Genomic DNA, 22,886 nt, shown 5'->3' with positions numbered 1-22,886 from the left:
TTCAATGAATGGCCGACCGACTTCTTGAGCAGCGAGGACCCGGGCTCTGGCCCGACATGAGTCGCCCGGATGGGGGATCCGTTCACCTGAATCGGTGGTGCCATGCGTTATTAATTTTACCCGGGTGATATTGACGATGCCCGGAAGCTGGTGCATAGGCCTGCCGTTTCTATAGCAACGGTATTTTCGCTACAGTCCCCGCTACGGCGGAATCAGGAACGACCGACCATGGACGACAAGACAGCACCTCGCCGCCCGCGCGACCTCACCAGTGGCCCGATCGCCTCGACGCTGCTGATGTTCGCGCTGCCGGTGCTCGGCTCCAATGTGCTGCAGTCGCTCAACGGCTCGATCAACTCGGTCTGGGTTGGCCGCTTCCTTGGCGAAACAGCGCTGGCAGCGACCTCCAACGCCAATCTGGTGCTGTTCCTCCTGCTTGGCACCATGTTCGGCATCGGCATGGCGGCCACCATCCTGGTGGCGCAGTCGGTCGGCGCCCGCGACATGGTGGAGGCGCGGCGCATCGTCGGCACCAGCGCAACGTTCTTCTTCCTGGTCTCGCTGGTCTTTGCGCTCGGTGGCTGGCTGTGGGTGGACCAGATCCTCGGGCTGCTCGGCACGCCCGCCGATGTGATGCCGCTGGCACGCGCCTATCTGGTCATCATCTTTGCGGCCGTACCGGCGACCAACCTGCTTTCCTTCGTCATGACGATCCTGCGCGGTGCCGGCGATTCCCGCACGCCGTTCTATTTCATGGCATTCGCCGTGCTGCTCGATATCGTGCTCAATCCGCTGTTCATCATCGGTTTCGGCCCGATTCCAGGTTTCGGCATTGCCGGCTCCGCGCTCGCGACGCTGATCGGCCAGACGGTGAGCGTGGCCGCGATCCTGATCCTGCTCTACCGGCGCAAGCATCCGTTGCGGCTGGCCGGGGCCGATCTCGCCTTGCTGAAGCCTGACCCGAGGCTGCTGCGCATCGTCGTCACCAAGGGCATCCCGATGGGCCTGCAGATGATCGTCATCTCGATGGCGGCGCTGGTGCTGATGGGCATGGTCAATGGCTACGGCTCGCAGGTCGCTGCCGCGTACGGCATTGCCGCGCAGCTCTGGACCTATGTCCAGATGCCGGCGCTGGCGATCGGCGCCGCCGTGTCGTCGATGGCGGCGCAGAATGTCGGCGCCCGCCGCTGGGATCGCATCGGACGTATCGCCGCCGCGGGCGTCGGCTTCAACCTTCTGCTCACCGGCACGCTGGTGTTGCTGCTCTACGTCTTCGACCGCTCCCTGCTCGGCCTGTTCCTGGCTGCCGACGGCGCCGCGGTCGACATTGCCCAGCACATCAACAACGTCGCCTCGTGGTCGTTCATCCTGTTCGGTGTCACCATCGTGCTGTTCGCCACCGCCGCGCCACCGGCGCGGTGATGCCGCCGCTGATCATCCTCGTCATCTCGGTGCTTTTCATCCGCACGGGCTTTGCCTATACGCTGCGTGACACGCTCGGGCAGGAAGCCTTGTGGTGGAGTTTCCCCGCGGGTTCGATCGCTTCGCTGGCGCTTGCCGCTGCCTATTACCGCTTCGGCAGATGGCGGACCATGCACATGATCGAGGAGGAGCGCCCGGCCGCCGGCGAGCCGCCGGACACCGGCCTCGGCGTGCCGCGTGGACGTGCCGGCCTGGCGCCGCAAGGGGAGAACTGAGGCGTGTCTTCCGCAGCGCTTATCGCGTTGCCGCTGTGGCGGGACATGGTACGGATATGACAAGGTTCGTCCGCCCGCAGAGAGGTTGCATCCGATGCCGCAGTTCCTGTCCTTGTGCGTTGTTGTCGTCCTGGCCGTGGTTCTGAACTTGAAGGCCGCGGCGATGATGACATCGGATGGCAATTGGGGCGGTGCGGTTGGCTCGATGTTTTTCGGCCCGATCGTCTTCTTCCTGGTCCTTCAAGCTGTCCTTTTCTATGGAACCCGCCTGTTGCGCGGCCGTGCGGCGGTCGCGACATTCACCACGTCGCGGCTGAACTATGTTGCCGGCCTGATCTCGCTGCTGGGTGTTCTGGGAGCCGCCGCAAACAGGATGTGATGGCTTGGCCTATCGCGTCGCGACGGCGCCTCTCGGGACGAAGCCATCGAGCAGGAAGTCGAGGCCGTTCCTGAACACCCCGTCCCAGTCATTGTCCAGCAGCAGGCGCGAGCGTTCGATTGTCGGCGCGCCAAGATCGGTCAGGCGCCGCTGCGCGGCCGCCATGTCGTCTTCCGAGCGGTCGAAGCTCGCCCGGGTGATGGTGGCACCCATCACGTAGTTCCATAGCGACCATATCGCGACGTTGAGATCGGCATCGGCGACGCCGGCTTTCGACAATGTCCGGCTTATCAGTTCCAGGCGGCCAAGGATGTTCGGGCCGAGCGCACGGCTCGGCAGCAGCGGCGCAGCCCAGGGGTGGCGCAGCATGCTGGCGCGCCAGTCTTCGAGCAGATGCACGATGTCCCTGCGCCAGTCATGGGCTTCGACATGCTGCGCTGGGTCGCGATATGCGAGCACGGCGTCGAGTGCCAGGTCGAAGACCTTTTCCTTGTTGTCGACGTGCCAGTACAGGCTCATCACGCCCGAGCCGAGGCGATCGGCCAGTCCGCGCATCGTCAATCCGGCGGTGCCCCCGGTGTCCAGCAATTCGATCGCCGTCGCGACGATGCGCTCCAGCGAAAGCGACGGTTCGCCGCGTGGTGCCGATTCCGTTTTTTTCCGTTGCGGCCGCTTGTTCTGGGCGCCGCTGCGTCTGGCTGCCATGTGTTGTTGTTTTCCTCGCCGGTCTGGCCGTGATTTTGGCAGGCGGCGTCAGCATTGTCGATGCCGGTCACTTGACTCGTACATTGTACCATAGGATGAATCGTATATTGTACGAGTCGATTGTCGGCCAGCATCGATCACGCTGCCCGCGAACGTCCGTCGCTCACAATCCGCGGAACCAGATCATGTCACGCGCTATCAACCATTTGCTTATCGGAGGCCTTTTCATCATGACCACGGCAGTTTCCACTGCGGCGACGGCGAATGATCCCAAACTGACCATCGTCAATCCGAAAACCCTCTACGACCCGTCGCCGAACGGCTACAGCACGGCGGTCATCACACCTGCAGGAGCCCGCGTGGCCTATATCTCCGGACAGGGCGGCCAGGACAGCACAGGAGCCCTGTCTCCGGACTTCGCCGTCCAGGTCAGGCAGGCTTATGCCAATCTGAAGGCGGCCCTCGACGGCATCGGCGCCCGGCCCGACCAGGTCGCCAAGCTCACGGTCTTCGTTGTCGATCACGACATGTCCAAGCTCGGCGTGCTCACCCAGAACGTCAAGGAGGTGTTCGGCGAGAGATTGCCGGCACAGACCCTGGTTCCGGTTCCGAAGCTCGCCATCGACCCGATGCTGTTCGAGGTCGAGGCGGTGGTGGTTCTGGAGTAGCGGCGTCTAGGGCGGCGTTTCCTTCTCCCCTTGAGGGAGAAGGCTTGGCACTGTCTCGCCCTTGCTCCTCCACGGCAAGCCGCTAGGATCGCCGCCGCAGTCGGGCGGCAATGACGGGGTGCGTGGTGGCGGGGGAAAGTGATGAGGCGTCGGGATCGCGCATCGCCGAGGTGTTCCGCGCCTTCCTGCACCTTGGCCTGACCTCATTCGGCGGGCCGATCGCGCATCTCGGCTATTTCCGCGACGCCTTCGTGGTGCGCCGGAAATGGATCGACGAGGCCGGTTATGCCGATCTCGTCGCCTTGTGCCAGTTCCTGCCCGGTCCCGCCTCCAGCCAGGTCGGCTTTTCGCTCGGCGTGTTGCGCGGCGGCGGGCTCGCCGGCGGGCTTGCGGCCTGGGCCGGCTTCACTCTGCCTTCGGCAGTGCTGCTGGTCGCCTTTGCTTACGGGGCAGCGGCGCTCGACAACTCGATCGGCCAGGGCATCCTGCACGGGCTGAAGCTGGTGGCGGTGGCGGTCGTCGCGCAGGCGCTATGGGGCATGGCGCGTACCTTGACACCTGACCGACAGCGCATTGCCATTGCGCTTGGCGCGCTCATCCTTGTCAGCCTTGTCGGCGGCTGGCTGGGTCAGGTCGGCGCCATAGCCGCTGGCGCTATTGCCGGGCTTTTTCTCTGCCGGGGCGAGGGCAGTCAGGCGTCGACGCATCCGGCTTTCCCGGTCAGTCGCCGGGCCGGCATCGTGGCACTTGGGCTGTTTGCGCTCCTGCTCGTCGCGCCGCCGGCGCTTTTCGGCTGGACCGGCAACCATGTGCTGGCCTTCTTCGACGCCTTCTACCGCTCGGGTGCGCTGGTGTTCGGCGGCGGCCACGTCGTGTTGCCGCTGCTGGAGAACGCAGTCGCCGCACCCGGCTGGGTGCCGCTGCAGGGTTTCCTCGCCGGCTACGGCGCGGCGCAGGCCGTGCCCGGCCCGCTGTTCACCTTCGCCGCCTATCTCGGTGCCGTTTCCGGCATCGTGCCCAACGGCCTGCTTGGCGCATCACTAGCGCTGATCGCGATCTTCCTGCCCGGCCTTCTGCTGGTCTACGGCGCGCTGCCGTTCTGGGATCAGCTGCGTGCCCTGCCCAGGGCGCAGGCGGCGATGCGTGGCACCAACGCAGCCGTTGTCGGCATCCTTGCCGCCGCCTTCTACGATCCTGTGCTGACCAGCGCCATCGTCGAACCGCTCGACGTCGTGTTCGGCCTTGGCGGCTTCCTGCTGCTGGTCTTCGCCAGGACACCGCCCTGGGTGGTGGTGATCCTGCTGGCCGCGGCAGGAGCAGCGATGCAAATTCTATTTGCCGGCTAAGGCAGAGGCAGGCACCAGATCGCAAACAGCGGCTGGTTGCCCGAGCGCATGGCGTGGACGATGTTGGCGGGATTGTGGATGAGGCCGCCGATGCCGGGCTCCACCCATGGATCGTCATCCTGCCGCCAGTGCCCCCTGGACAAGGCGATATAGACTTCCTCCGGCGGATGGCGGTGGTTTGGATAGTCGGTGTTCGGGCTCAGGATGGAGGCGCCGATCTCGACCCTTGTGCTGGATATCGCGCCGCCGTCACCGACGATCGTCGCCTCGGCGTAGTTTTCGGCGAGCGTGTCGGAGATGCGCCGCTCGGCCCGGCTGCTCCAGGCCAGAAGAGGCTCGATTGCCTGGAAGGAGGCCGCCAGCTTGCGCAGTCCGGCATTTTCCAGGTTGCGATAGCTCGCTTCGAGGTGAATGCAGGCCGGTCGTCGTGCCGGTTCCGTCGTGCCGGTTGCAAGCTCGCCGCGCGGGATGCTTGCCTCCACACGTTGCCAGCCAAGCGCCAGCGGCGTGTCGCTGGTCGCTTTCGGTGCGATCGCGGCCGCGAGATCGTCGAGGAAGGTGGCCAGGTTCTCCTGGTGTGATGCTGCCATGGTGCTGCTCCGGCGTTGCTGCCACACTGTTCCACGACCGCATGGGTAGAGGCAATGCTGCCAGCGGACTTCGGAGGGCGCCGGCATCGCGAAGGCCCGTCACGCCTGTCGTTGCACCTGTGCCGACAGATCCTCGATGAAGGCGCTCACCACCGGATCGGCCTTGTAGTCGCGACGCAGTGCGAGGTGGAAATCAACGCCGTAGGACAGCATATCCGGATTGAGCGGTGCGAGGTCTCCCGCCTTGCAATACGGTTCGGCGAAATGATCCGGCAGATAGCCGAGATGTTCGCCGGACAGGACGAGGATGAGGTTGGCCTCCATGTTGTCGGCCGACGCGGTGATGCGCGAGTTCGGCGGCAGTTGCGGCGCGGTGGGAACCGGATAGCGCCGCGACGCCCAGCTTTGACCGGACAGCTGCTCGATCGTGCAGGTGCCGCTGTCGGCAAACAGGGCATGACCGCGCCCGCAATAGGCGACCTGGCGTTCGGAAAACAGGTGCCGGTATTCGAGCACCGGCACGCGGCGCCAGAAATAGCCGATCGCCGCATGCAGCTGACCGTTTTCCAGCAGGTCCTCGATGAGGTCGGGGGAATTGATCGTCACATTGATCTGCACCGCCTCGTCGCGCCGGCGGAATTGCGAGATCGCCCGGCTGAGCAGGGCGTTCTGCGCCGCCGGCGCATTGCCGATCAGGCCGAGATTGAGGATGCCGACCAGTTCGCGGTCGATATTCCGAGCCTCGATGTTCAACTCGCCGAGCAGGTTGAGATAGCGCCGTGCCACATGCAGGAAGCGCTCCCCCTTCGGTGTCAGCCGGAAGCCCTTGCGGCCGCGTTCGCACAGCCGGTAGCCGAGACGCATCTCGAGGTCGGCGATGTGGCTGCTGATCGTGGGCTGGCGCATGTTCAGCGCATGCTGTGCGGCCGACAGCCCGCCGGCATTGACCACCGCGAAGAAGATGCGGGTCAGCCTCAAGTCCAGATCGGTGGAGATGCCACTCATTACATAGATCCTCGCCTATGAATTCATATCCAAATCAGGATTGAAATCCAATGCAAGCTGTCCCCCAAATGCCGGCGAGGAGAACAGAGGGGGAGACCATGAATACCGCTTATGAGGCGGCAGCGCCGCTTGCTGCGGCGCCCGCCGCGATGAAGATCGAAACCCGCGGCATCGACATCATTCCCGACCATGAACGGCACGCCACCGTGTTCGATTTCATGCGCATCGAATGGGGTGGTGCCAACTCGCTGGCGACAGCAGTGCTCGGGTCGTTCCCGATCATCTTTGGCCTTTCCTTCTGGCAAGGCGTTGCCGCCTGTGTCACCGGTGTGGTCATCGGCGGATTGATCCTGGCGCCGATGGCGATCTTCGGCGCCATGAACGGCACCAACAATGCCGTTTCCTCCAGCGCGCATTTCGGTGTCGTCGGCCGCATCGTCGGCTCGTTCCTGGCCCTGCTTACCGCGATCTGCTTCTTCGCCATCAGCGTCTGGTCGAGCGGCGATGCCCTGGTCGGAACCCTGCACCGGTTGTTCGGTGCCGCGGAGAGCGAATGGCTCTACGGGCTGGCCTACGGCCTGTTTGCCGGGGCGATCCTGCTGGTCTGCATCTACGGCTTCCAGCTGATGCTCGTCGTCAACAGGATCGCGGTCGTGGTGGTGACCGGCCTCATGATCATCGGGCTGATCGCCTTCTGGCCGCAGTTCGACAACAGCTTCGCCGGTGCCGGGCTTGCCGTCGGCGGCGAAGGTTTCTGGCCGGCTTTCATAGGTTCGACGCTGATCGTCCTGTCGAACCCGATTTCATTCGGCGCCTTCCTCGGCGACTGGACCCGCTACGTCCCGCGCCAGACCAGCAAGTTCAAGCTGATGGGCGCGGCTTTCCTGGCGCAGGTGCTGACCCTGCTGCCTTTCCTGTTCGGCCTGATCACCGCGACGGTGGTTGCAGCCGCCGCGCCCGACTACATCACCAACGCCAACTACACCGGCGGACTGATCGCAGTCGCACCGGCATGGTTCCTGCTGCCGCTGCTCGGCCTTGCCCTGGTCAGCGGCATGTCGACCGGCACCACCTCCCTCTACGGCACCGGCCTCGACTTCTCCAGCGTGTTCCCGGCGCTCAGCCGGGTGCAGGCCACCTTGCTGATCGGCATCATCTCGATCGTGCTGATCTTCGTCGGCCGCTTCAGCTTCAGCCTGATCTCCTCGATCACCACGCTGGTGACCTTGATCATCGTCATGACCACCCCATGGATGTCGGTGATGATCGTCGGCGCCTTCCTGCGGCGCGGCTACTACCTGCCCGAGCACATGCAGGTGTTCAACCAGGGCAAGACCGGCGGCGCCTACTGGTTCCGCAACGGCTGGAACATCGCCGGCATCGCGGCTTGGATTCCGACCGCGCTGCTGGCGCTGGCGATGGTCAACATCCCTGGCCAGTTCGTCGGCTGGCTCGGCAACCTGTTCGGCGGCGTCGACGTCTCGCTGATCGTCGCGCTGGTCCTGCCGGCGATCATCTACCCGGCCCTGCTGTTCGTGTTCCCCGAGCCGCGCGCCGTCTACGGCCCCATGGGGCCGCGCCTCGTTCCGGTGTCGGACGAGGCAATCGCGCCGATCACCTGATCGGCGCCTGCGAAGGAGTACAATTGATGGATCAGGACCAGACTGCGGTCGCCGGAGCTGCCGATCGACTGGTGGCCGCGTTCGGGCGTCATGACACCGACGCCTATTTCGCCGCCTTCGCTCCGGACGCCACCTTCATCTTCCACAATCATCCGGAAGTGCTGGCCAATCGCGCCGCGTATCGTGCCCTGTGGCAGGATTGGGAAAGCTCGCTCGGTTTCAGGGTGCTCGACTGCAAGTCCTCCGCACGCGACATCAAGGTCTACGGCGATACGGCGATCTTCACGCATCGCGTTGAGACCCGCGCAATGTTCGGTGGCGAAGCCGTCACCAGCCATGAACGGGAAACCATCGTTTTCCGCAGGGACGGCGGCCAATGGCTCGCCGTTCACGAGCATCTCTCGGCTCTGCCGGGAGCCTGAGATTTCCACCCGTTCACCATCAAGCGCATGAGCAGGCCCGCATCGTGACCAGACCCTTCAACCAGCCGCTCGGCGGCAACGAGATGCCGCGTTTCGGCGGACCGGCGACCATGATGCGTCTGCCGTCGCAGCAGGATGCGACCGGTCTCGATGCGTGTTTCGTCGGCGTGCCGCTCGACATCGGCACCTCGAACCGCGCCGGCACCCGCTTCGGACCCCGGCAGATCCGTGCGGAATCCTGCATGGTCAGGCCCTACAACATGGCGACACGGGCCGCGCCCTTCGACAGCCTTATGGTGGCCGACATCGGTGACGTGCCGGTCGACACTTTCAACCTGCCTGCATGCATGGACATCATCACCCGGCACTATGCGGCCATCATGCAAGCCTCGTGCATTCCGCTGACGCTGGGTGGCGATCACACGCTGACCTATCCGATCCTGCGCGCGGTTGCCGAGAAGCACGGTCCGGTCGGGCTGATCCATGTCGATGCCCATGCCGACATCAACGACCATATGTTCGGCGAGGCGATCGCGCACGGGACGCCGTTCCGCCGCTCGGTCGAGGCGGGCGTGCTCGACACGCGCCGCTGCGTCCAGATCGGCCTGCGCGGCACCGGCTATGCGGCCGACGACTTCGACTGGCCGCGCCAGCAGGGCTTCCGTGTCGTCCAGGCCGAGGAATGCTGGCACAAGTCGCTGTCGCCGCTGATGCAGGAGGTACGCCAGCAGATCGGCGACGGCCCGGTCTACATCTCGTTCGACATAGACAGCCTCGACCCGGCCTATGCGCCTGGCACCGGAACGCCGGAGATCGGCGGGTTGACCACGGTGCAGGCGCTCGAAATCATACGCGGCTGTGCCGGGCTGAACATCGTCGGTTGCGACCTCGTCGAGGTAAGTCCACCCTACGACACGTCAGGCAACACGGCACTCGTCGCGGCCAACCTGCTGTTCGAGATGCTCTGCGTCCTGCCGGGTGTGAAAAGGCGGGCGTAGGGGCAGGCGGCACCGCGCCCCTTCTCCCCTTGAAGGAGAAGGTGGATCGGCGCGAAGCGCCGAGACGGATGAGGGGTGTTGGAAGAAACGATACCGAGCAACATTCTATAAATATAACAGAGGTTTATCCTGAGAGGACGCACTCCGTCCAGCACCCCCCATCCGACCTCGCCTGCGGCCCGGCCACCTTCTCCCACAAGGGGAGAAGGGAAGGATGCTTCTTACCCGCCCATGCCGGAACGCGGCAGATGGATGAGCCCGTCAAAACGTTGGCGCAGGCGGTCGTCGATGGCGCGCGGCACATGGTGCGGGAAGCGCTCCGCCAGGATGCGCTTCTTCTCGGCAATGGCGCGTTGCAGGATGTCGGGCTTGCCCTTCTCGTTCCATTCCTTCGGCGAGAAGCGGTCGCCGATGGCCGGATAGAAATACTCCGTCTGCATCAGCTTCAGCGTCTGGTCATTGCCGAGGTAGTGACCGGGGCCGTTGAGGCAGACTTCGGTGATGGTGTCGATCGACAGCGCCTCGTCGCTGACCTCGATGCCGCGCACGCAGCGCAGGCACTGGCCGATCATGTCATTGTCGATGATCAGGCTCTCCAGGCAGAAGCCGAGCAGGGAAGCGTGCATGCCGGCGGATTCATAGACGAGATTAAGGCCCGACAGGCCTGCCATCACGTCGGTGATGCCCTTTTCGAAGCCGGACTGGATGTCGGGCAGTTTGGAGTCGGCCATGCCGGCGGCCGATCCGCCCGGCAGGTCGTAGAACTGCGCCATCTGCGCGCAGGCTGCGGTCAAAAGGGCCTGCTCGGCCGATCCGCCGGACATCGCGCCGGTGCGCAGGTCCGAGACGAACGGCCAGGTGCCGAAAATCGCCGGGTGGCCGGGCTTGAGCGCATTGACATAGACCAGCCCGGCCAGCACCTCGGCCACCGCCTGCACCACCGCCCCGGCAATCGCCGCCGGTGCGGTCGCACCGGCCTGGCCGGCGGAAAGCAGCAGGATCGGGATGCCGCCTTCGACACAAGCCTCCAGCACGCCGCAGGCGTCTTCGGCAAACTTCATCGGCGGCACGACGAAACAGTTGGAGTTGGAAACGAAGGGCCGGGCGCGGAAGTTCTCCTCGCCGCCAGCGATGGCGTAGAGCATCTCCAGCGCCGGCTTCACGTTCTCGCGCACCGTGAACGAGGTGCCGACATGTTTGGAGGTTCCCATCACGCAGGCATAAAGCGTGTTGAAATCCATCTCGAGCGGATCGGGGATGTCGCGCGGCACCATCGGCCGCTGGAAGAAGTGGATGTTGTCCAGCCCGTCGACGATGCGCGCGGCGTCGTAGATGTCCTGCAGCAGGCTCTCGCGGTATTCACGTTTCTCGACATCGACCAGGTGCACGGCGGCGCCCGCCGTGCCGTAATGCACGCGCTTGCCCTGGATCAACATGTCGTGCTTCGGGTCCTGGCCATGCAGCGTGAAGTTGCGCGCCGCATTGCGGATGGTGTCGAGCACCAGGGCTCGTGGAAAGCGGATGCGGCCATCCTCGCTGTAGCTGGCGCCGACCCTGGTCAGCGCCTCGATGCAGGATGGAATGGCGTTGGCGAAGCCGACCGTTTCCAGCAGCGTCAGCACAGCCTCATGGATGCGTTCCAGGTCGTTCTGGGCCAATGGACCGTAGCGCCCACCTTCGAGTCCGGCTCTCACTGGCCTAATGTCGTCAGCCAGCGGCGCTGCGCGCATGGCCCGTCGCGCCTCGCGTCCGCCGGATCGGCGAGACCCGCCATTGCCTTGCAAATCCTGCTTTTCCGCCGTCATAGACATGGAAAACCTCCGCTTTTTGTCCCGAAGCCTTGCATGCGGTGGTTGGTCCACCATCAGCGAGCTTCTTCCCCTTGTTTCGGGGAACTATGCCAATCGCATTGGCACAGCATATGAGCCAAACCTGCCCGGCCAGTGGACCAGTCATGGAGGCCCGTCACCCGGGTTTTTGCCCTGTCATATTCTGTCGTCGTCTCCAAAATAAGGCTTGAGCCGGACCTATGGTCATACCTTACAGCGGTCTTCAGGAGCTTTCATGGACAAGCTGGCAAGAGACATCGCCGAAACCGAATGGCTGACCGCCGCCGAATGCGCTGGCCGCATCGGGCTGACGGTTCGGGCGCTCCGGCTGTACGAACGTTATGGCCTCATTGCACCGCGCCGCACCGCCAAGGACTGGCGGCTTTATGGGGCCGCCGATGTTGCCCGCCTCACCGAAGTCCTGGCGTTGAAGCGGCTGGGGCTCAGCCTGTCGGCCATCGCCAGCCTGCTGGCAGGCAAGGCAACCAACCTGGAGCGCCTGTTCCTCATGCAGCAGGCGGTGCTGCGCGAGACACGCGAGCGGGCTGAGCAGGGCCTGGTCATCGTCGAGGCATTGCGAACCAAGCTTGCCGGAGGCGAGCGTGTTTCCATCGACGATCTCGTCAGATTGGCAAAGGATACCCAGATGACCGATACCTCATCCGACGCCATCGCCTGGCGCAGCTACGAACAGGCAAGGCCGCGCACCCCGGTCGAAGTCGATCCCGCTCTCTATGCCGACTACGCCGGCCACTATCAGCTGCAGGAAGGGCCTGACCTAGCCATTGTCCATCGCGACGGGCATCTCTTCATCCAGGTGACCGGCCAACCGGAGGTGGAAGCCTTTCCCGAGGGCAGCGACGCCTTCTTCCTCAAGCTGGTCCCGGCCCAGATCACGTTCATGCGCTCTGCGACAGGCGCGGTCGATCGGCTGGTGCTGCACCAAGGCGGCCTGGATCTTCCCGCGCACCGCATCGACGAGACCGTCAGCCTTGATATCCGGGCGGCACTGGACAGGCGGATCCGCGACAGGATTCCAGTGCCGGACAGTGAAACACTGCTGCGCGCAACCATCAGCGATCATATGCGCGGGGAGCCCGACTACGAACGGATGAGTCCGGCTTTGGCGGCCGCGGCGCGCGCGCAGAAAGACGTCATCGCGAAAGACCTGGCGCGTCTTGGCGCCTTGCTCGGCGTGACGTTCCGCGGGGTCAGCCAGGAGGGCTGGGACGTCTATGACGTGCAGTTCGAGCATGGTCAGGTGGAGTGGAGTTTCACCCTGACGCCTGCCGGCAAGTTCGGCGGCATGCTCCTGCGTCCAAGGCGTTAGAGCATGATTCCGAAAAGTTGCAGACTTTTCGGAAAAAATCATGCGACAAAACAAATAGATAGAGCGGAATGACGATTTATAAAAATCGCATTCCGCTCTAGGCGAATAAGGCGTTTCGCCCGGTCGCCATCGCGACAATCAATGTATCGAGGGAACCGGTCCAATGGTCCTTGGCTGGACTATACGCGTTCGCGGGCGATCACGCCGCTGGGCGGCGGTCTTGCCGGTCGTCGCCGGATTCGGCCTTTCTCTGGCCCAATCGGAGCAGAGCCGGGATGGCCGCACCACGGCAGGCCATCTTGCCAGGCTTCTGGCGTGGGCCGGCGTTCTGGCTGCCGTCACGCTGCTGACGGCAAGCGTCTGGTGGCTGTTGCCGTCCTGGCTGCCAGTATCCTTTGCCTTTCGTCTGCATTGAGGCTTGGCGACAGTCTCCATCGCCGGTATTGGCTGAACCGTCTGCGAGCTCTGCTGCCCTTAGCTTGTCGACACAAATCTTGCGCCGGCTAATTTGTTGCCGGCTGCGACCGCTCTTCGTCCAGAAAAGAAAACCGCCCGGTGCTGGACCGGGCGGAAGTGAGCCGTCGGGAGGATGCGGCTAAGCGGCTGCCGGTCGCCGGCCCGCTGCTGTAGCGAGCTCGCGAATGCCGGGTTCGATATGTTGCAGCGAAATGGACGATATGCCCAGTCGCATGAAACGGGACGGTTTGTCCGCGCGGTCGAAGAAGCGGTCGCCCGGTTCGATGATCACGCTGCGGCTGGCTGCGGCCGTGGCGAGATCACGCGAGTCTGTACCGCGCGGTCCTTCCAGCCATAGCGAGGTGCCGCCGGCCGAGTCGGTGGCGCGCCATTCCGGCAGGAACGCCGAGATGGCATGCACCAGCCGCTTGCGCCGCTCGTCGAAGGCTGTCGACAGGCGCCGCACCAGCGCCTCGTGATGGCCGAGCGAGAGGAACAGTGCGACAGCACGCTGGTTGTTGGCCGGCGGATGGCGCAGCATGAAACGGCGCAGCGCGCGCAGTTCCGCGATCAGCCCGGCGGAGGCCACGATGTAGCCGAGGCGCAGGCCAGGTGCCAGCGTCTTCGACATCGAGCCGACATAGACGACGCGGCCGGAGCGATCGATGCTCTTCAGCGCCTGCTGCGGCGCTTCGTCCAGCAACTGGCTGTCATAGCCGTCCTCGATGATGATCTGGTTGTTGCGGTTGGCGCGAGCCAGCAGGTCCTGGCGGCGCTCCTGCGACAACGGCACCATCGTCGGGCACTGGTGGCTCGGCGTCACGAACACGAAGCCGGAATCGGCAGGGATCGCAGACGTGACGATGCCGGACTGGTCGACCGGGATCGGCTGGATGTCGGCTCCGGCCAGCCGGAAGATCGAGCGGGCATCCGGATAGCCGGGGTCTTCCATCGCCACCTTGGAGCCCTTGGTCATCAGGAGCGTGGCCAGCATGTAGAGCGCGTTCTGCGCGCCCAGCGTCACGATGATCTCGTCCGGATTGGCGAAGATGCCGCGCCGTGGCAGAAGCCGTGCCTGGATCTGTTCGATCAGCAGCGGGTCGTCGCGATCGACCATGTCGGAAGCCCAGTTGCGGATCTCCAGCACGGCCAGCGCCATGCGGTTGCACTCGCGCCACTCAGCGGTTGGGAACAGTGCCGGGTCGAACTGGCCATATACGAATGGATATGACGACTTGATCCAGTTGTCGTGCTTGTTCGGTGGCGGCATGTCGCTGGCAGCGATCTGGCGCAGCTTCTTCCAGTCGATCTCGTTGGCCTGTTCCGGTGCCTTCTGCGGCCGTGCCGGCGTTGCCAGGACCTCCGGGTTCACGAAGTGGCCGCGCCGTTCGCGGGCCACCAGGAAGCCCTGGTCGACGAGTTGCTGGAAGGCAAGCACCACCGTGCCGCGCGCGACGCCGAGCTTTTCGGCAAGGATGCGGCAGGACGGAAGCGGCATGGATGCGGCGATCTGACGGTCGAGAATGGCAGCCACGATTGCCTGACGGATCTGCGCCTGCAGGGTCTGGCCGGACTCAGCCGAAATCCTGAACAGGCCCGACCATATCGCTGTGTCGTTACGCTGTGGCATATTCGGGCGCTCCTCGTTGGTCAGTCTTTTTTGTTTTGTGGACCATTGGACTGTATGATTGGTCCAAGGGTTTGCGCCAATCAATTTTTCTGATCCTTGGGATTTATGCCAGTGATCCTTCATTCCCGCCGGTGAACACCAAAAAGTAGAAATTTCCCGTCCTGGTTGGCGCCATGGCATGTTTGCCCCGACGCGTTTCACGCGGACGCAAAATGTGCGCAAACGCCAACTTGAACCGATTGAAATTCCCCTAGATAAAGCCAGTGCAAATCTCTCGCTTGCCGCAATCGCTCTGTTAGACTGCCGCTGAACCGCCACTCCTCGCCATTTTCCGGAGATCGCCGTGGACCGCACCGCTTTCGACAAACAGCTCGCCGCCCTGCGCGCCCATCGCGCTGCAACCCCAATGAACATGCGCGAGGCCTTCGCCGCCGATCCGGACCGCTTCAAGCGCTTTTCGGCGCTGGACGGCGACATGCTGCTCGATTGGTCCAAATGTGCGGTCGACGAAGAGACGATGAAACTGCTCGAAGGTCTGGCCAGGGCTGCCGACTTCGAGCCGCGGCGCGCCGCGATGTTCGCGGGCAAGCACATCAACATCACCGAAGACCGCGCTGTGCTGCACACCGCGCTGCGCAACCTCGACGGCAAGGGCCTGCATGTCGACGGCCAGGACGTGCAGAAGGATGTCCGTTTGGTGCTCGACGCCATGAGCGTCTTTGCCGATGCCATCCGCTCCGGCAAGGCGACCGGTTACAGCGGCAAGAAGATCACCGATGTCGTCAACATCGGCATCGGCGGTTCGGATCTCGGCCCGGTCATGGCGACGCTGGCGCTTGCTCCGTATCATGACGGGCCGCGCACGCATTATGTCTCCAACATCGACGGCGCCCATATGCACGACACGCTGAAGGGCCTGTCGCCGGAAACGACGCTGTTCATCGTTGCCTCCAAGACCTTCACCACCGTCGAGACCATGACCAATGCCGAGACGGCGCGCAAATGGGTCGAGGCCAAGCTCGGCAAGGAGGCCGTCGGCAAGCACTTTGCCGCCGTCTCCACTGCGCTCGATCTGGTTGCCAAATTCGGCATCGAGAAGGACAGCGTTTTCGGTTTCTGGGATTGGGTCGGCGGGCGTTATTCGGTCTGGGGTGCCATCGGCCTGCCGGTGATGATCGCCATCGGTCCTGCGAACTTCCGCGCCTTCCTGGCCGGCGCGCATGACATGGACGAACACTTCCAGTCGGCGCCGTTGAAGGAGAACCTGCCGGTGCTGCTCGGCCTGGTCGGTTTCTGGCACCGCGTCGTCTGTGGTTATCCGGCTCGCGCCGTCATTCCTTATGATCAGCGCCTGTCGCGCCTGCCGGCCTACCTGCAGCAGCTCGACATGGAATCGAACGGCAAGAGCGTCATGCTGGATGGAGAGAAGGCGGTGACGCTGACCGGACCGCTGGTCTGGGGCGAGCCCGGCACCAACGGCCAGCACGCTTTCTTCCAGCTGCTGCACCAGGGCACCGACATCATCCCGGTCGAGTTCATCGCCGCCGCAGTCGGCCATGAGCCGGACCTCAAGCATCATCACGATCTGCTGCTGGCCAATGTCGTGGCGCAGTCGGAAGCGCTGATGAAGGGCCGTACGCTGGAAGAAGCGCGTGCGCAGATGCTCGCCAAGGGCATGAAGCCGGAGCAGGTCGACAAGATCGCGCCGCACCGCGTCTTTTCCGGCAACCGGCCCTCGCTCACCATCCTCTACCGCAAGCTCGACCCGCGCACCTTCGGCCGGCTGATCGCGCTCTACGAACACCGCGTCTTCGTCGAGGGCACGCTCTACGACATCAATTCCTTCGACCAATGGGGCGTCGAACTCGGCAAGGAACTCGCCACCAGCCTGCTGCCTGTCGTTGAAGGCAAGGAGAATGCCGCCAGCAGAGATGCCTCGACGGCGGGGCTGGTGGAGCATATCCACCGGCTAGCGTCCTGATTCCGAGATTTGTCACCGCTTGATAAAGGTCGCCATTCTGGCGGCCTTTGTTTATTTAGGCGGTGAACGAATAGCAGAATCGCTGGGACCCCGGCAGGTTGAGGTCCCGGCGTCGTCCGATCTCGAATTTGGCCCGCTTGCAGTTCAAAGCGCGACAAATATCGAAGTCGCGACACCAGGCAGACAGGAGTGAAGGGTTTGGCGGGCATCAAGGGCATCCTTTTCGACAAGGACGGAACACTGATCGACTTCCACGCCACCTGGGCGGGCGTGGCCGATCGCATGGCGCTGGAAGCGGCGAATGGCGACCGCGCCAAGGCCGACGATTTGCTGGCCAAGGCCGGCTATGACCCGGAAACAAAAGGCTTCAAGCCGGACTCCGTCTTCGCCGCCGGCACCAATGCCGACATCATCGCGCTGTGGTTCCCCGAATTGTCGGCCGCCGAGCAGCGTGACGCGCTGGATCATTTCAACGCCATCAGCACCGAACAGGGGTCGGCGCTGGCAGTGCCGCTGCCCGGCATTGCCGAGTCGCTTGCCGCGCTGCACGCGAAATCCTACCGCCTGGGCGTCGCCACCAACGATTCCACCGCCGGCTGCGAGCGCACGCTGTCGGCCATCGGCATGGCGCAGCTGTTCGACGCCGCCTATGGCTACGACGCTGTCGCCAACCCGAAGCCCGCGCCCGACGCGGTCATCGCCTTCTGTGACCTCACCGGCCTGAAGCCCTCCGAGATCGCCATGGTCGGGGACAACCGGCACGACCTCGACATGGCCCGCGCCAGCGGCTGCGGCCTGGCCGTCGGCGTGCTGTCGGGCACCGGCACACGCGAGTCGCTCGCGCCACTGGCCGATGTGGTGCTGGCTTCCGTTGCAGATCTGCCGGCGTTTCTCGCTGGGAGAGGGTGAGCGATCAGGGAAGTCTTTTCTCTCCTTGTGGTCTGGCGAGAACCATAACTTTTCTCCCGAGTTTGACGCTGCCCCTCATCGCCCTGCCGGGCACTTCTCCCCGTAAACGGGGAGAAGGACGCTGATCGCGCCGACGGTGCTCGTTCGGCAACGCTGGCGATTGGCGAAATCCCGGGCGGGAGCGATCCTCTCCCCGTTCAACGGGGAGAGGGTGCCGGTAGGCGGGTGAGGGGCGGCGCTGACGGTCGGTATTCACCGCAGCCTTTTCTCAGCTATTCGCCGCCCAATTGGACGCGCATTATTCGTCGGATATTTGCCAAAGGCAGTTCAACGATGCACGACCCTTTCCAGCACGCCACCCTGGGCGTCGGCGTCTTCTACCGTGATCCATGGGCTGCGCTCGAATGGCTCGAGCGAGCCTTCGGTTTCCGGCGCAGCATGCTGGTCACCGATCCATCTGGCCGGCTGGTGCATTCCGAAATGCGCTTCGCCGACGCCTATATCGTCGTCGACCATGAATGGTCTGACGATGTTGCCAGTCCTGTTTCGGTTGGCGGCAGGAACACACAGCTTGTCTATCTCAAGCTGTCCGGTGGGTTGGACGAGCATTGTGAACAGGCACGTCTCGCTGGGGCCGAGATCATGCAGGAGCCTGCCGATCAGTTCTATGGCGAGCGCACCTACCGGGCGCGTGATCCGGAAGGTCATGTCTGGACCTTCGCCGAAACCGTGCGGCATGTCCCCCGTGACGAAGCGGAACGACTGAGCAACTGCCGGATCGACGGCTGGCACCGGGAATAGCCAGGCTATCGCCTTTTGCGCGCCACTTCCTTTGAAACATCCGTCACATTCCTCTGGCTTGATGGCCGCGGATCGGAGATTGTCGGCGTCTCGGTTGCGTCGGCAGGTGCCGGCGAGCAGGGCGATCGGGCAGGCCAATGTCAGCAAGCAGGATGGAACTATGCAGATCGGAATGATGGGACTGGGCAGGATGGGCGCCAACATGGTCAGGCGCCTGCAGCGCGACGGCCATGAATGCGTCGTCTACGATATCAATCCGGCCAGCGTCGAAGCCCTGGTCAAGGAAGGGGCGACCGGCGCGGGTTCGCTGGAAGACTTCATCGGCAAGCTGGCCAAGCCGCGTGCCGTCTGGCTGATGCTGCCTGCTGCGATCACCGGCAAGGTCGCCGACCAGGTCGCTGCCCTTCTCGACAAGGGTGACATCATCATCGACGGCGGCAATTCCAACTATCGCGATGCCGTCGATCTCGCCGCCCGCTATGCCGAAAAGGGCCTGGCCTTCGTCGATGTCGGCACCAGCGGCGGCGTCTGGGGCCTGGAACGCGGCTACTGCCTGATGATCGGCGGCCCCGACGCGGCGGTGAAACATCTCGATCCGATCTTCGCCTCGCTGGCGCCCGGTGCGGACAATGGCGCAACGCCCGACAAGGCCGCCGGCACCGCACCCTTCGGCTACCTGCATTGCGGCCCGAGCGGTGCCGGTCACTTCGTCAAGATGGTGCACAACGGCATCGAGTACGGCGTCATGGCCGCTTATGCCGAGGGCGTGAACATCCTCAAGGCCGCGAATTCCGGCAAGGCCAAACGCAGCGCCGATGCCGAGACGACGCCTTTGTCCGAGCCGCAATATTACCAATTCGACATCGACCTGCCGGCAGTCACCGAAGTGTGGCGGCATGGTTCGGTCATCGGCTCCTGGCTGCTCGATCTCACCGCCGGCGCGCTCAAGGCGGATCCGGCGCTGGCAGGTTACGGCGGCCGCGTCTCGGATTCCGGCGAAGGCCGCTGGACGCTGAAGGCCGCCATCGACACCGGCGTGCCGGCGCCTGTGCTTTCGGCCGCGCTGTTCGACCGCTTCTCCTCGCAGGGCGAGTCGGCCTTCGCCGACAAGCTTCTGTCCGCCATGCGTTATGCCTTCGGCGGCCATCTCGAAAAGCCGAAGGCTTGAGGAGTTAGCGATCATGGCAGCAGCGGCTGAAACCCGATCGGATGTGCTTGTGCTGTTCGGCGCCACCGGCGACCTGGCGCACAAGAAGATCTTCCCGGCGCTCTATTCGATGGTGGAACGCAACCACCTGAAGGAACCGATCATCGGCATCGCCTATGACGACTGGACGGTGGAGAAGCTGGCCGAACGCGCGCATGACGGCATCAAGGCGGCCCTCGGCAAGGTGGACGAGAAAGTGTTCGCCAGGCTGGTCGGGCTGTTGCGCTATGTCAGCGGCGATTACCGCAACCAGGAAACCTTCGACAAGCTGAAGGAAGAACTCAACGGCTTCCGCCACCCGCTCTATTATCTCGCCGTGCCACCTTCGATGTTCGAGCCGGTGGTGCAGGGGCTCGAACAGTCGGGTGGTGCCGTCGGCGCCAGGCTGATGGTGGAAAAGCCGTTCGGGCGCGACCTGCAGTCGGCGCGCTGGCTGAATCGTGTCCTGCACATCGTCTTCGACGAGAACTCGATCTTCCGCATCGACCACTATCTCGGCAAGGAAGCGATCCAGAACCTGCTTTATTTCCGCTTCGCCAATTCCTTCCTGGAGCCGATCTGGAACCGCAATTACGTCGAGAGCGTGCAGATCACCATGGCCGAGAATTTCGGCGTGCAGGGGCGCGGCAAGTTCTATGACGAGGTCGGTTGCATCCGCGACGTCATCGAGAACCATCTGCTCAACATCATGCTTCTGTTGGCGATGGAGCCGCCGTCGGGCCGTTCGGCGGAGGACCTGATCGACGAGAAGGTGCAGGTGCTGAAGGCGGTGCGCACGCTGACCAGGGACGATGTGGTACGCGGACAGTTTGCCGGCTATCTGCAGGAGCCGGGCGTGGCGCCGGGCTCGACCGTCGAGACCTTCGCTGCCGTGCGCTTCTTCGTCGACACCTGGCGCTGGCAGGACGTGCCTTTCTTCATCCGCGCCGGCAAGAACCTGCCGGTGCGCGCCACCGAAGTCGTCGTCCGACTGAAACGGCCGCCGCTCGATGTCTTCGACAAGATCGCGTCGGACGAGGCCAACTATGTGCGGTTCCGCATCAACCCGGAAATCTCCATCAGCATCGGCGCCCGCCGCAAGCAGGCCGGTGACGAGATGGTCGGCGAGCAGGTCGAGCTTTCGGCTGTCGACGATTCCGCCGGTGACATGGAGCCGTATGAGCGCCTGATCGGCGATGCCATGAACGGCGACGTGCGCCTGTTCACCCGGCAGGATGCTTCCGAAGCTGCCTGGCGCATCGTCGGTCCGATACTTGACGACAAGAGCCAGCCGGCGATCTACGAGCCGGGCACCTGGGGGCCGGCCGAAGCCATGGCCAGGTTCGGACCGCCGAATGGCTGGGTCGACCCGGCAAAATAGAGCCTGGCAAACAGGGTTGTATCACAGAAAAAGGCCGGGACGCCTGGCGTCCCGGCCGAAGCAGAGGCTGAAAAGCCTCTCGGGAGGGAAGAACACAACCGGTGGTACGGGAGGAATCACCGGATGATTATTTCAGCTTGCAGCAAGATTCTTGCGTGCGCGAAGCATGAGATTCTGTTCTTGAGACAATCCACGCAAAAATTGGCGTTATTCTTCCGAGCAATCGCAGGTGGCGTGGAAACTGAGTCTTTCCGCCTCTTTGTTTTGTCGCATGATTTTCAATGCGAAAGCTGCAGCTTTCGCATCATGCTCCGAGGTTGAATTAGCTCTCCTGAATAAACGAAAAGACAGTTGCCGGGGTGGCTGCGTCTGCAGTGCCGAAGTCGGTCACATGGTATTCGGCGATCATCCTGAGCCGCCTGTGCGGCAGGTGGGCTCGGCCGGGATCGCCGACCAGCACCATGATGCCTGCTGTGAGGCAGCGATCGAGGAATGCGGTGACGCGGCGGGCCAGCCGGCTTTCATAGAACAGGTCGCCGACCATCAGAAGGTCGACATGTGGAGGCTCTCCACATGTCAGGTCTGCAAGCAGAGGCTCGACCGTCACATCGTTCAGGAAGGCGTTGAGGCGCGTCGCGGCGATCGCATGCGCATCGATGTCCGCCGCCATCACCCTGCCGGCGCCGGCCTTGGCCGCGGCGATGGCGACGAGGCCGGAGCCGGTGCCGAGGTCGAGCACGGTGCGGCCCTGCACGGTGTCGGGATGGTCGAGCAGGTGGCGGGCCAGCACCGCGCCGCCGGCCCATCGATAGGCCCAGTAGGGCGAGAGCCTGCTGCGCTGTTCGGTCAGGCGGCGCAGCCCGCTGCCCGGATGCGCGCCATGCAGCCGGATTTCCGGAATGCCCGGAACTGGTGCGACCGGCAGGTTGGCGGCAATGAAGGCAACGATGTTGTCCGTCGCGACGGTGGGCTCGTTCGGCTGGGGTGTCAGGGCGCTCATGCGGGCAAAGCTAGACCGTCGCCCGCCGTCACGCCATGAAGATCAGGCCCATGCCGGCTACCACCAGTGCGGCACCTGCCCAGGCGCCAGCCGCCGGCCGTTCTCCGGTGCGCAGCCACAGCAGCGGCAGTATGATGACGGGCGAGGTTGCCGACAATGTGGAGACGATACCGACCTTGCCGCCGGAAAGGGCGAAGAGCAGCAACGTCATGCCGATCGCCAGCGCCAGGATACCGGTCAGCGCGGTCATGATCGCCACCTTCCAGGTCAGCGGATTCTTGGGTTTCAGTGCGGGAATGGGCAGCTGGATCATGACGGTGAGGAAGGCGGCAGCGATACCGACCCTGAGCATCGAAGCGACAAAGGGGTCGATGCCGGTTTCCATCACCGGCCGTGCGATGATCGAACCGATGGCCTGGCCTGTCGCGGCGCCCAGTCCGAGCGCCACGCCGATCCAGAGCGGACCTTTCACCGTTTCCCATTGATGCAGCTGCGCGCGGCGTTTTCCGAACAGGATGGCCAGCAGCACGCCGGCGACGACCAGCGCCATGCCGGCGATCGCTTTCATGGTCAGGGTTTCGCCGAGCAGCAGCCAGCCGAGGATCGCAGCAATCGGCGCATTGAGCGCAAACAGGATGCCGGAGCGGCGCGGACCGACACGGTTCAGCGTGGCAAACAGCAGCGTGTCGCCGATGAAGATGCCGATGAAGCCGGAGGCAAGGAGCGGCAGCACATTGGCTGCCTCGAGCTCGCGCCAGGAGCCGGTCGCCAGCACATAGAGCGCCAGCATGACGGTGACGAAGATCTGGCGCAGGCGGTTGAAAGCCGGCGCGCCGAGATGGCCGGCCGGTCCCGCCGAGATGATGCCGGTCAGCGCCCAGCAGGTTGCGGCGCCGAGGGCTGCGAGTTCATGGATGGGCATCGGTCCTCGGTCGGTTGGGGCGGAAAAGC

At 64.0% G+C, this 22,886-nt stretch carries 22 protein-coding genes; 15 read left to right on the top strand and 7 right to left on the bottom strand.

Going from position 1 to position 22,886, the window contains the following annotated elements:
* The first annotated feature begins 228 nt into the window (after positions 1 to 228).
* The 3 genes from C1M53_RS09230 (at position 229) to C1M53_RS09225 (ending at position 2,076) form a co-directional block, all read left to right on the top strand.
* Positions 229 to 1,422 carry an MATE family efflux transporter gene (locus tag C1M53_RS09230; RefSeq protein ID WP_245488500.1) on the top strand — a complete coding sequence of 398 codons (1,194 nt, stop codon included), beginning with the start codon at positions 229 to 231 and terminating at the stop codon, positions 1,420 to 1,422.
* Complete coding sequence (locus C1M53_RS32060; protein WP_245488499.1) at positions 1,422 to 1,697, top strand: hypothetical protein; 276 nt, start codon at positions 1,422 to 1,424, stop codon at positions 1,695 to 1,697. The genes C1M53_RS09230 and C1M53_RS32060 overlap by 1 nt, the downstream gene beginning before the upstream one ends.
* A 94-nt stretch (positions 1,698 to 1,791) precedes the next feature.
* Positions 1,792 to 2,076 (top strand): hypothetical protein, encoded by a 285-nt coding sequence (locus tag C1M53_RS09225; protein WP_165358107.1) that lies wholly within the window; start codon positions 1,792 to 1,794, stop codon positions 2,074 to 2,076.
* Positions 2,077 to 2,085: 9 nt separating this feature from the next.
* Here the strand turns inward: C1M53_RS09225 and C1M53_RS09220 are convergent, their stop codons facing one another.
* Positions 2,086 to 2,781: a TetR/AcrR family transcriptional regulator C-terminal domain-containing protein gene (locus tag C1M53_RS09220; RefSeq protein ID WP_129411974.1), complete on the bottom strand. Its 696-nt coding sequence runs from the start codon at positions 2,779 to 2,781 to the stop codon at positions 2,086 to 2,088.
* Between the two features lie 185 nt (positions 2,782 to 2,966).
* On the opposite strand from C1M53_RS09220, the gene C1M53_RS09215 reads away from it, so the two are divergent.
* Positions 2,967 to 3,449 carry a RidA family protein gene (locus C1M53_RS09215; RefSeq protein WP_129411973.1) on the top strand — a complete coding sequence of 161 codons (483 nt, stop codon included), beginning with the start codon at positions 2,967 to 2,969 and terminating at the stop codon, positions 3,447 to 3,449.
* Between the two features lie 125 nt (positions 3,450 to 3,574).
* Positions 3,575 to 4,795: a chromate efflux transporter gene (gene chrA, locus C1M53_RS09210; RefSeq protein WP_245488498.1), complete on the top strand. Its 1,221-nt coding sequence runs from the start codon at positions 3,575 to 3,577 to the stop codon at positions 4,793 to 4,795.
* Here the strand turns inward: chrA and C1M53_RS09205 are convergent.
* Together C1M53_RS09205 and C1M53_RS09200 are read right to left on the bottom strand one after the other, a co-directional pair.
* Positions 4,792 to 5,385 (bottom strand): dimethylsulfonioproprionate lyase family protein, encoded by a 594-nt coding sequence (locus C1M53_RS09205; protein ID WP_165358106.1) that lies wholly within the window; start codon positions 5,383 to 5,385, stop codon positions 4,792 to 4,794. The genes chrA and C1M53_RS09205 overlap by 4 nt on opposite strands.
* A 99-nt stretch (positions 5,386 to 5,484) precedes the next feature.
* Positions 5,485 to 6,390 (bottom strand): LysR family transcriptional regulator, encoded by a 906-nt coding sequence (locus C1M53_RS09200; protein WP_129411970.1) that lies wholly within the window; start codon positions 6,388 to 6,390, stop codon positions 5,485 to 5,487.
* A 98-nt stretch (positions 6,391 to 6,488) separates the two neighbouring features.
* Here C1M53_RS09200 and C1M53_RS09195 point away from each other — a divergent pair, with 98 nt between their 5' ends.
* Genes C1M53_RS09195 through speB form a run of 3 tightly spaced genes read left to right on the top strand, consistent with a single transcriptional unit; the run spans position 6,489 to position 9,432 of the window.
* Positions 6,489 to 8,012 (top strand): cytosine permease, encoded by a 1,524-nt coding sequence (locus tag C1M53_RS09195; RefSeq protein WP_165358105.1) that lies wholly within the window; start codon positions 6,489 to 6,491, stop codon positions 8,010 to 8,012.
* Positions 8,013 to 8,038: 26 nt separating this feature from the next.
* On the top strand, positions 8,039 to 8,434 hold the full coding sequence (locus tag C1M53_RS09190; protein WP_129411969.1) for a nuclear transport factor 2 family protein: 396 nt from the start codon (positions 8,039 to 8,041) through the stop codon (positions 8,432 to 8,434).
* Positions 8,435 to 8,478: 44 nt separating this feature from the next.
* Positions 8,479 to 9,432 carry an agmatinase gene (gene speB, locus C1M53_RS09185; RefSeq protein ID WP_207213088.1) on the top strand — a complete coding sequence of 318 codons (954 nt, stop codon included), beginning with the start codon at positions 8,479 to 8,481 and terminating at the stop codon, positions 9,430 to 9,432.
* 221 nt (positions 9,433 to 9,653) lie between these two features.
* On the opposite strand, the gene C1M53_RS09180 is transcribed toward speB, so the two are convergent.
* Positions 9,654 to 11,243, bottom strand: a complete 1,590-nt coding sequence (locus C1M53_RS09180) for a trimethylamine methyltransferase family protein (RefSeq protein WP_129411967.1) — start codon at positions 11,241 to 11,243, stop codon at positions 9,654 to 9,656.
* A 253-nt stretch (positions 11,244 to 11,496) separates the two neighbouring features.
* Between C1M53_RS09180 and C1M53_RS09175 the strand changes: the two genes are divergently transcribed.
* Positions 11,497 to 12,591 (top strand): MerR family transcriptional regulator, encoded by a 1,095-nt coding sequence (locus C1M53_RS09175; protein ID WP_129411966.1) that lies wholly within the window; start codon positions 11,497 to 11,499, stop codon positions 12,589 to 12,591.
* 220 nt (positions 12,592 to 12,811) lie between these two features.
* Positions 12,812 to 13,006, top strand: coding sequence for a hypothetical protein (locus tag C1M53_RS09170; protein WP_129411965.1), 195 nt, complete (start codon positions 12,812 to 12,814; stop codon positions 13,004 to 13,006).
* A gap of 180 nt (positions 13,007 to 13,186) precedes the next feature.
* Here C1M53_RS09170 and C1M53_RS09165 read toward each other — a convergent pair whose 3' ends face one another.
* On the bottom strand, positions 13,187 to 14,677 hold the full coding sequence (locus tag C1M53_RS09165) for a PLP-dependent aminotransferase family protein (RefSeq protein ID WP_129411964.1): 1,491 nt from the start codon (positions 14,675 to 14,677) through the stop codon (positions 13,187 to 13,189).
* Positions 14,678 to 15,020: 343 nt separating this feature from the next.
* Here C1M53_RS09165 and pgi point away from each other — a divergent pair, with 343 nt between their 5' ends.
* The 5 genes from pgi (at position 15,021) to zwf (ending at position 20,935) form a co-directional block, all read left to right on the top strand.
* A complete protein-coding gene (gene pgi / locus C1M53_RS09160) occupies positions 15,021 to 16,658 on the top strand; it encodes a glucose-6-phosphate isomerase (protein WP_129411963.1) in 1,638 nt (545 codons plus the stop codon).
* 198 nt (positions 16,659 to 16,856) lie between these two features.
* Positions 16,857 to 17,567 carry an HAD family hydrolase gene (locus C1M53_RS09155; protein ID WP_129416093.1) on the top strand — a complete coding sequence of 237 codons (711 nt, stop codon included), beginning with the start codon at positions 16,857 to 16,859 and terminating at the stop codon, positions 17,565 to 17,567.
* Positions 17,568 to 17,900: 333 nt separating this feature from the next.
* On the top strand, positions 17,901 to 18,368 hold the full coding sequence (locus C1M53_RS09150; RefSeq protein WP_129411962.1) for a VOC family protein: 468 nt from the start codon (positions 17,901 to 17,903) through the stop codon (positions 18,366 to 18,368).
* 160 nt (positions 18,369 to 18,528) lie between these two features.
* Positions 18,529 to 19,536 (top strand): phosphogluconate dehydrogenase (NAD(+)-dependent, decarboxylating), encoded by a 1,008-nt coding sequence (gnd, locus tag C1M53_RS09145; protein ID WP_129411961.1) that lies wholly within the window; start codon positions 18,529 to 18,531, stop codon positions 19,534 to 19,536.
* Between the two features lie 13 nt (positions 19,537 to 19,549).
* Positions 19,550 to 20,935 carry a glucose-6-phosphate dehydrogenase gene (gene zwf / locus C1M53_RS09140; protein WP_129411960.1) on the top strand — a complete coding sequence of 462 codons (1,386 nt, stop codon included), beginning with the start codon at positions 19,550 to 19,552 and terminating at the stop codon, positions 20,933 to 20,935.
* 322 nt (positions 20,936 to 21,257) lie between these two features.
* On the opposite strand, the gene C1M53_RS09135 is transcribed toward zwf, so the two are convergent.
* Positions 21,258 to 21,935 carry a 50S ribosomal protein L11 methyltransferase gene (locus C1M53_RS09135; protein ID WP_129411959.1) on the bottom strand — a complete coding sequence of 226 codons (678 nt, stop codon included), beginning with the start codon at positions 21,933 to 21,935 and terminating at the stop codon, positions 21,258 to 21,260.
* A gap of 28 nt (positions 21,936 to 21,963) precedes the next feature.
* Positions 21,964 to 22,857 (bottom strand): DMT family transporter, encoded by an 894-nt coding sequence (locus tag C1M53_RS09130; RefSeq protein WP_129411958.1) that lies wholly within the window; start codon positions 22,855 to 22,857, stop codon positions 21,964 to 21,966.
* Positions 22,858 to 22,886: the final 29 nt, after the last annotated feature.

Origin of the sequence: Mesorhizobium sp. Pch-S, from assembly GCF_004136315.1 — a bacterium.
Taxonomy (GTDB): Bacteria; Pseudomonadota; Alphaproteobacteria; order Rhizobiales; family Rhizobiaceae; genus Mesorhizobium.
This window is presented reverse-complemented; position numbering and strand designations above follow the sequence as displayed.

What these genes read in the sequence shown, in the direction of transcription:
- C1M53_RS09230 (WP_245488500.1), top strand. Translation starts at nt 229, where the DNA reads ATGGACGACAAGACAGCACCTCGCCGCCCGCGCGACCTCACCAGTGGC.
- C1M53_RS09150 (WP_129411962.1), top strand. Translation starts at nt 17,901, where the DNA reads ATGCACGACCCTTTCCAGCACGCCACCCTGGGCGTCGGCGTCTTCTAC.
- C1M53_RS09165 (WP_129411964.1), bottom strand. Translation starts at nt 14,677, where the DNA reads ATGCCACAGCGTAACGACACAGCGATATGGTCGGGCCTGTTCAGGATT.
- C1M53_RS09135 (WP_129411959.1), bottom strand. Translation starts at nt 21,935, where the DNA reads ATGAGCGCCCTGACACCCCAGCCGAACGAGCCCACCGTCGCGACGGAC.
- C1M53_RS09195 (WP_165358105.1), top strand. Translation starts at nt 6,489, where the DNA reads ATGAATACCGCTTATGAGGCGGCAGCGCCGCTTGCTGCGGCGCCCGCC.
- C1M53_RS09190 (WP_129411969.1), top strand. Translation starts at nt 8,039, where the DNA reads ATGGATCAGGACCAGACTGCGGTCGCCGGAGCTGCCGATCGACTGGTG.
- C1M53_RS09180 (WP_129411967.1), bottom strand. Translation starts at nt 11,243, where the DNA reads ATGTCTATGACGGCGGAAAAGCAGGATTTGCAAGGCAATGGCGGGTCT.
- C1M53_RS09215 (WP_129411973.1), top strand. Translation starts at nt 2,967, where the DNA reads ATGTCACGCGCTATCAACCATTTGCTTATCGGAGGCCTTTTCATCATG.
- C1M53_RS09225 (WP_165358107.1), top strand. Translation starts at nt 1,792, where the DNA reads ATGCCGCAGTTCCTGTCCTTGTGCGTTGTTGTCGTCCTGGCCGTGGTT.
- gnd (WP_129411961.1), top strand. Translation starts at nt 18,529, where the DNA reads ATGCAGATCGGAATGATGGGACTGGGCAGGATGGGCGCCAACATGGTC.
- C1M53_RS32060 (WP_245488499.1), top strand. Translation starts at nt 1,422, where the DNA reads ATGCCGCCGCTGATCATCCTCGTCATCTCGGTGCTTTTCATCCGCACG.
- C1M53_RS09220 (WP_129411974.1), bottom strand. Translation starts at nt 2,781, where the DNA reads ATGGCAGCCAGACGCAGCGGCGCCCAGAACAAGCGGCCGCAACGGAAA.
- C1M53_RS09130 (WP_129411958.1), bottom strand. Translation starts at nt 22,857, where the DNA reads ATGCCCATCCATGAACTCGCAGCCCTCGGCGCCGCAACCTGCTGGGCG.
- zwf (WP_129411960.1), top strand. Translation starts at nt 19,550, where the DNA reads ATGGCAGCAGCGGCTGAAACCCGATCGGATGTGCTTGTGCTGTTCGGC.
- C1M53_RS09205 (WP_165358106.1), bottom strand. Translation starts at nt 5,385, where the DNA reads ATGGCAGCATCACACCAGGAGAACCTGGCCACCTTCCTCGACGATCTC.
- C1M53_RS09175 (WP_129411966.1), top strand. Translation starts at nt 11,497, where the DNA reads ATGGACAAGCTGGCAAGAGACATCGCCGAAACCGAATGGCTGACCGCC.
- C1M53_RS09200 (WP_129411970.1), bottom strand. Translation starts at nt 6,390, where the DNA reads ATGAGTGGCATCTCCACCGATCTGGACTTGAGGCTGACCCGCATCTTC.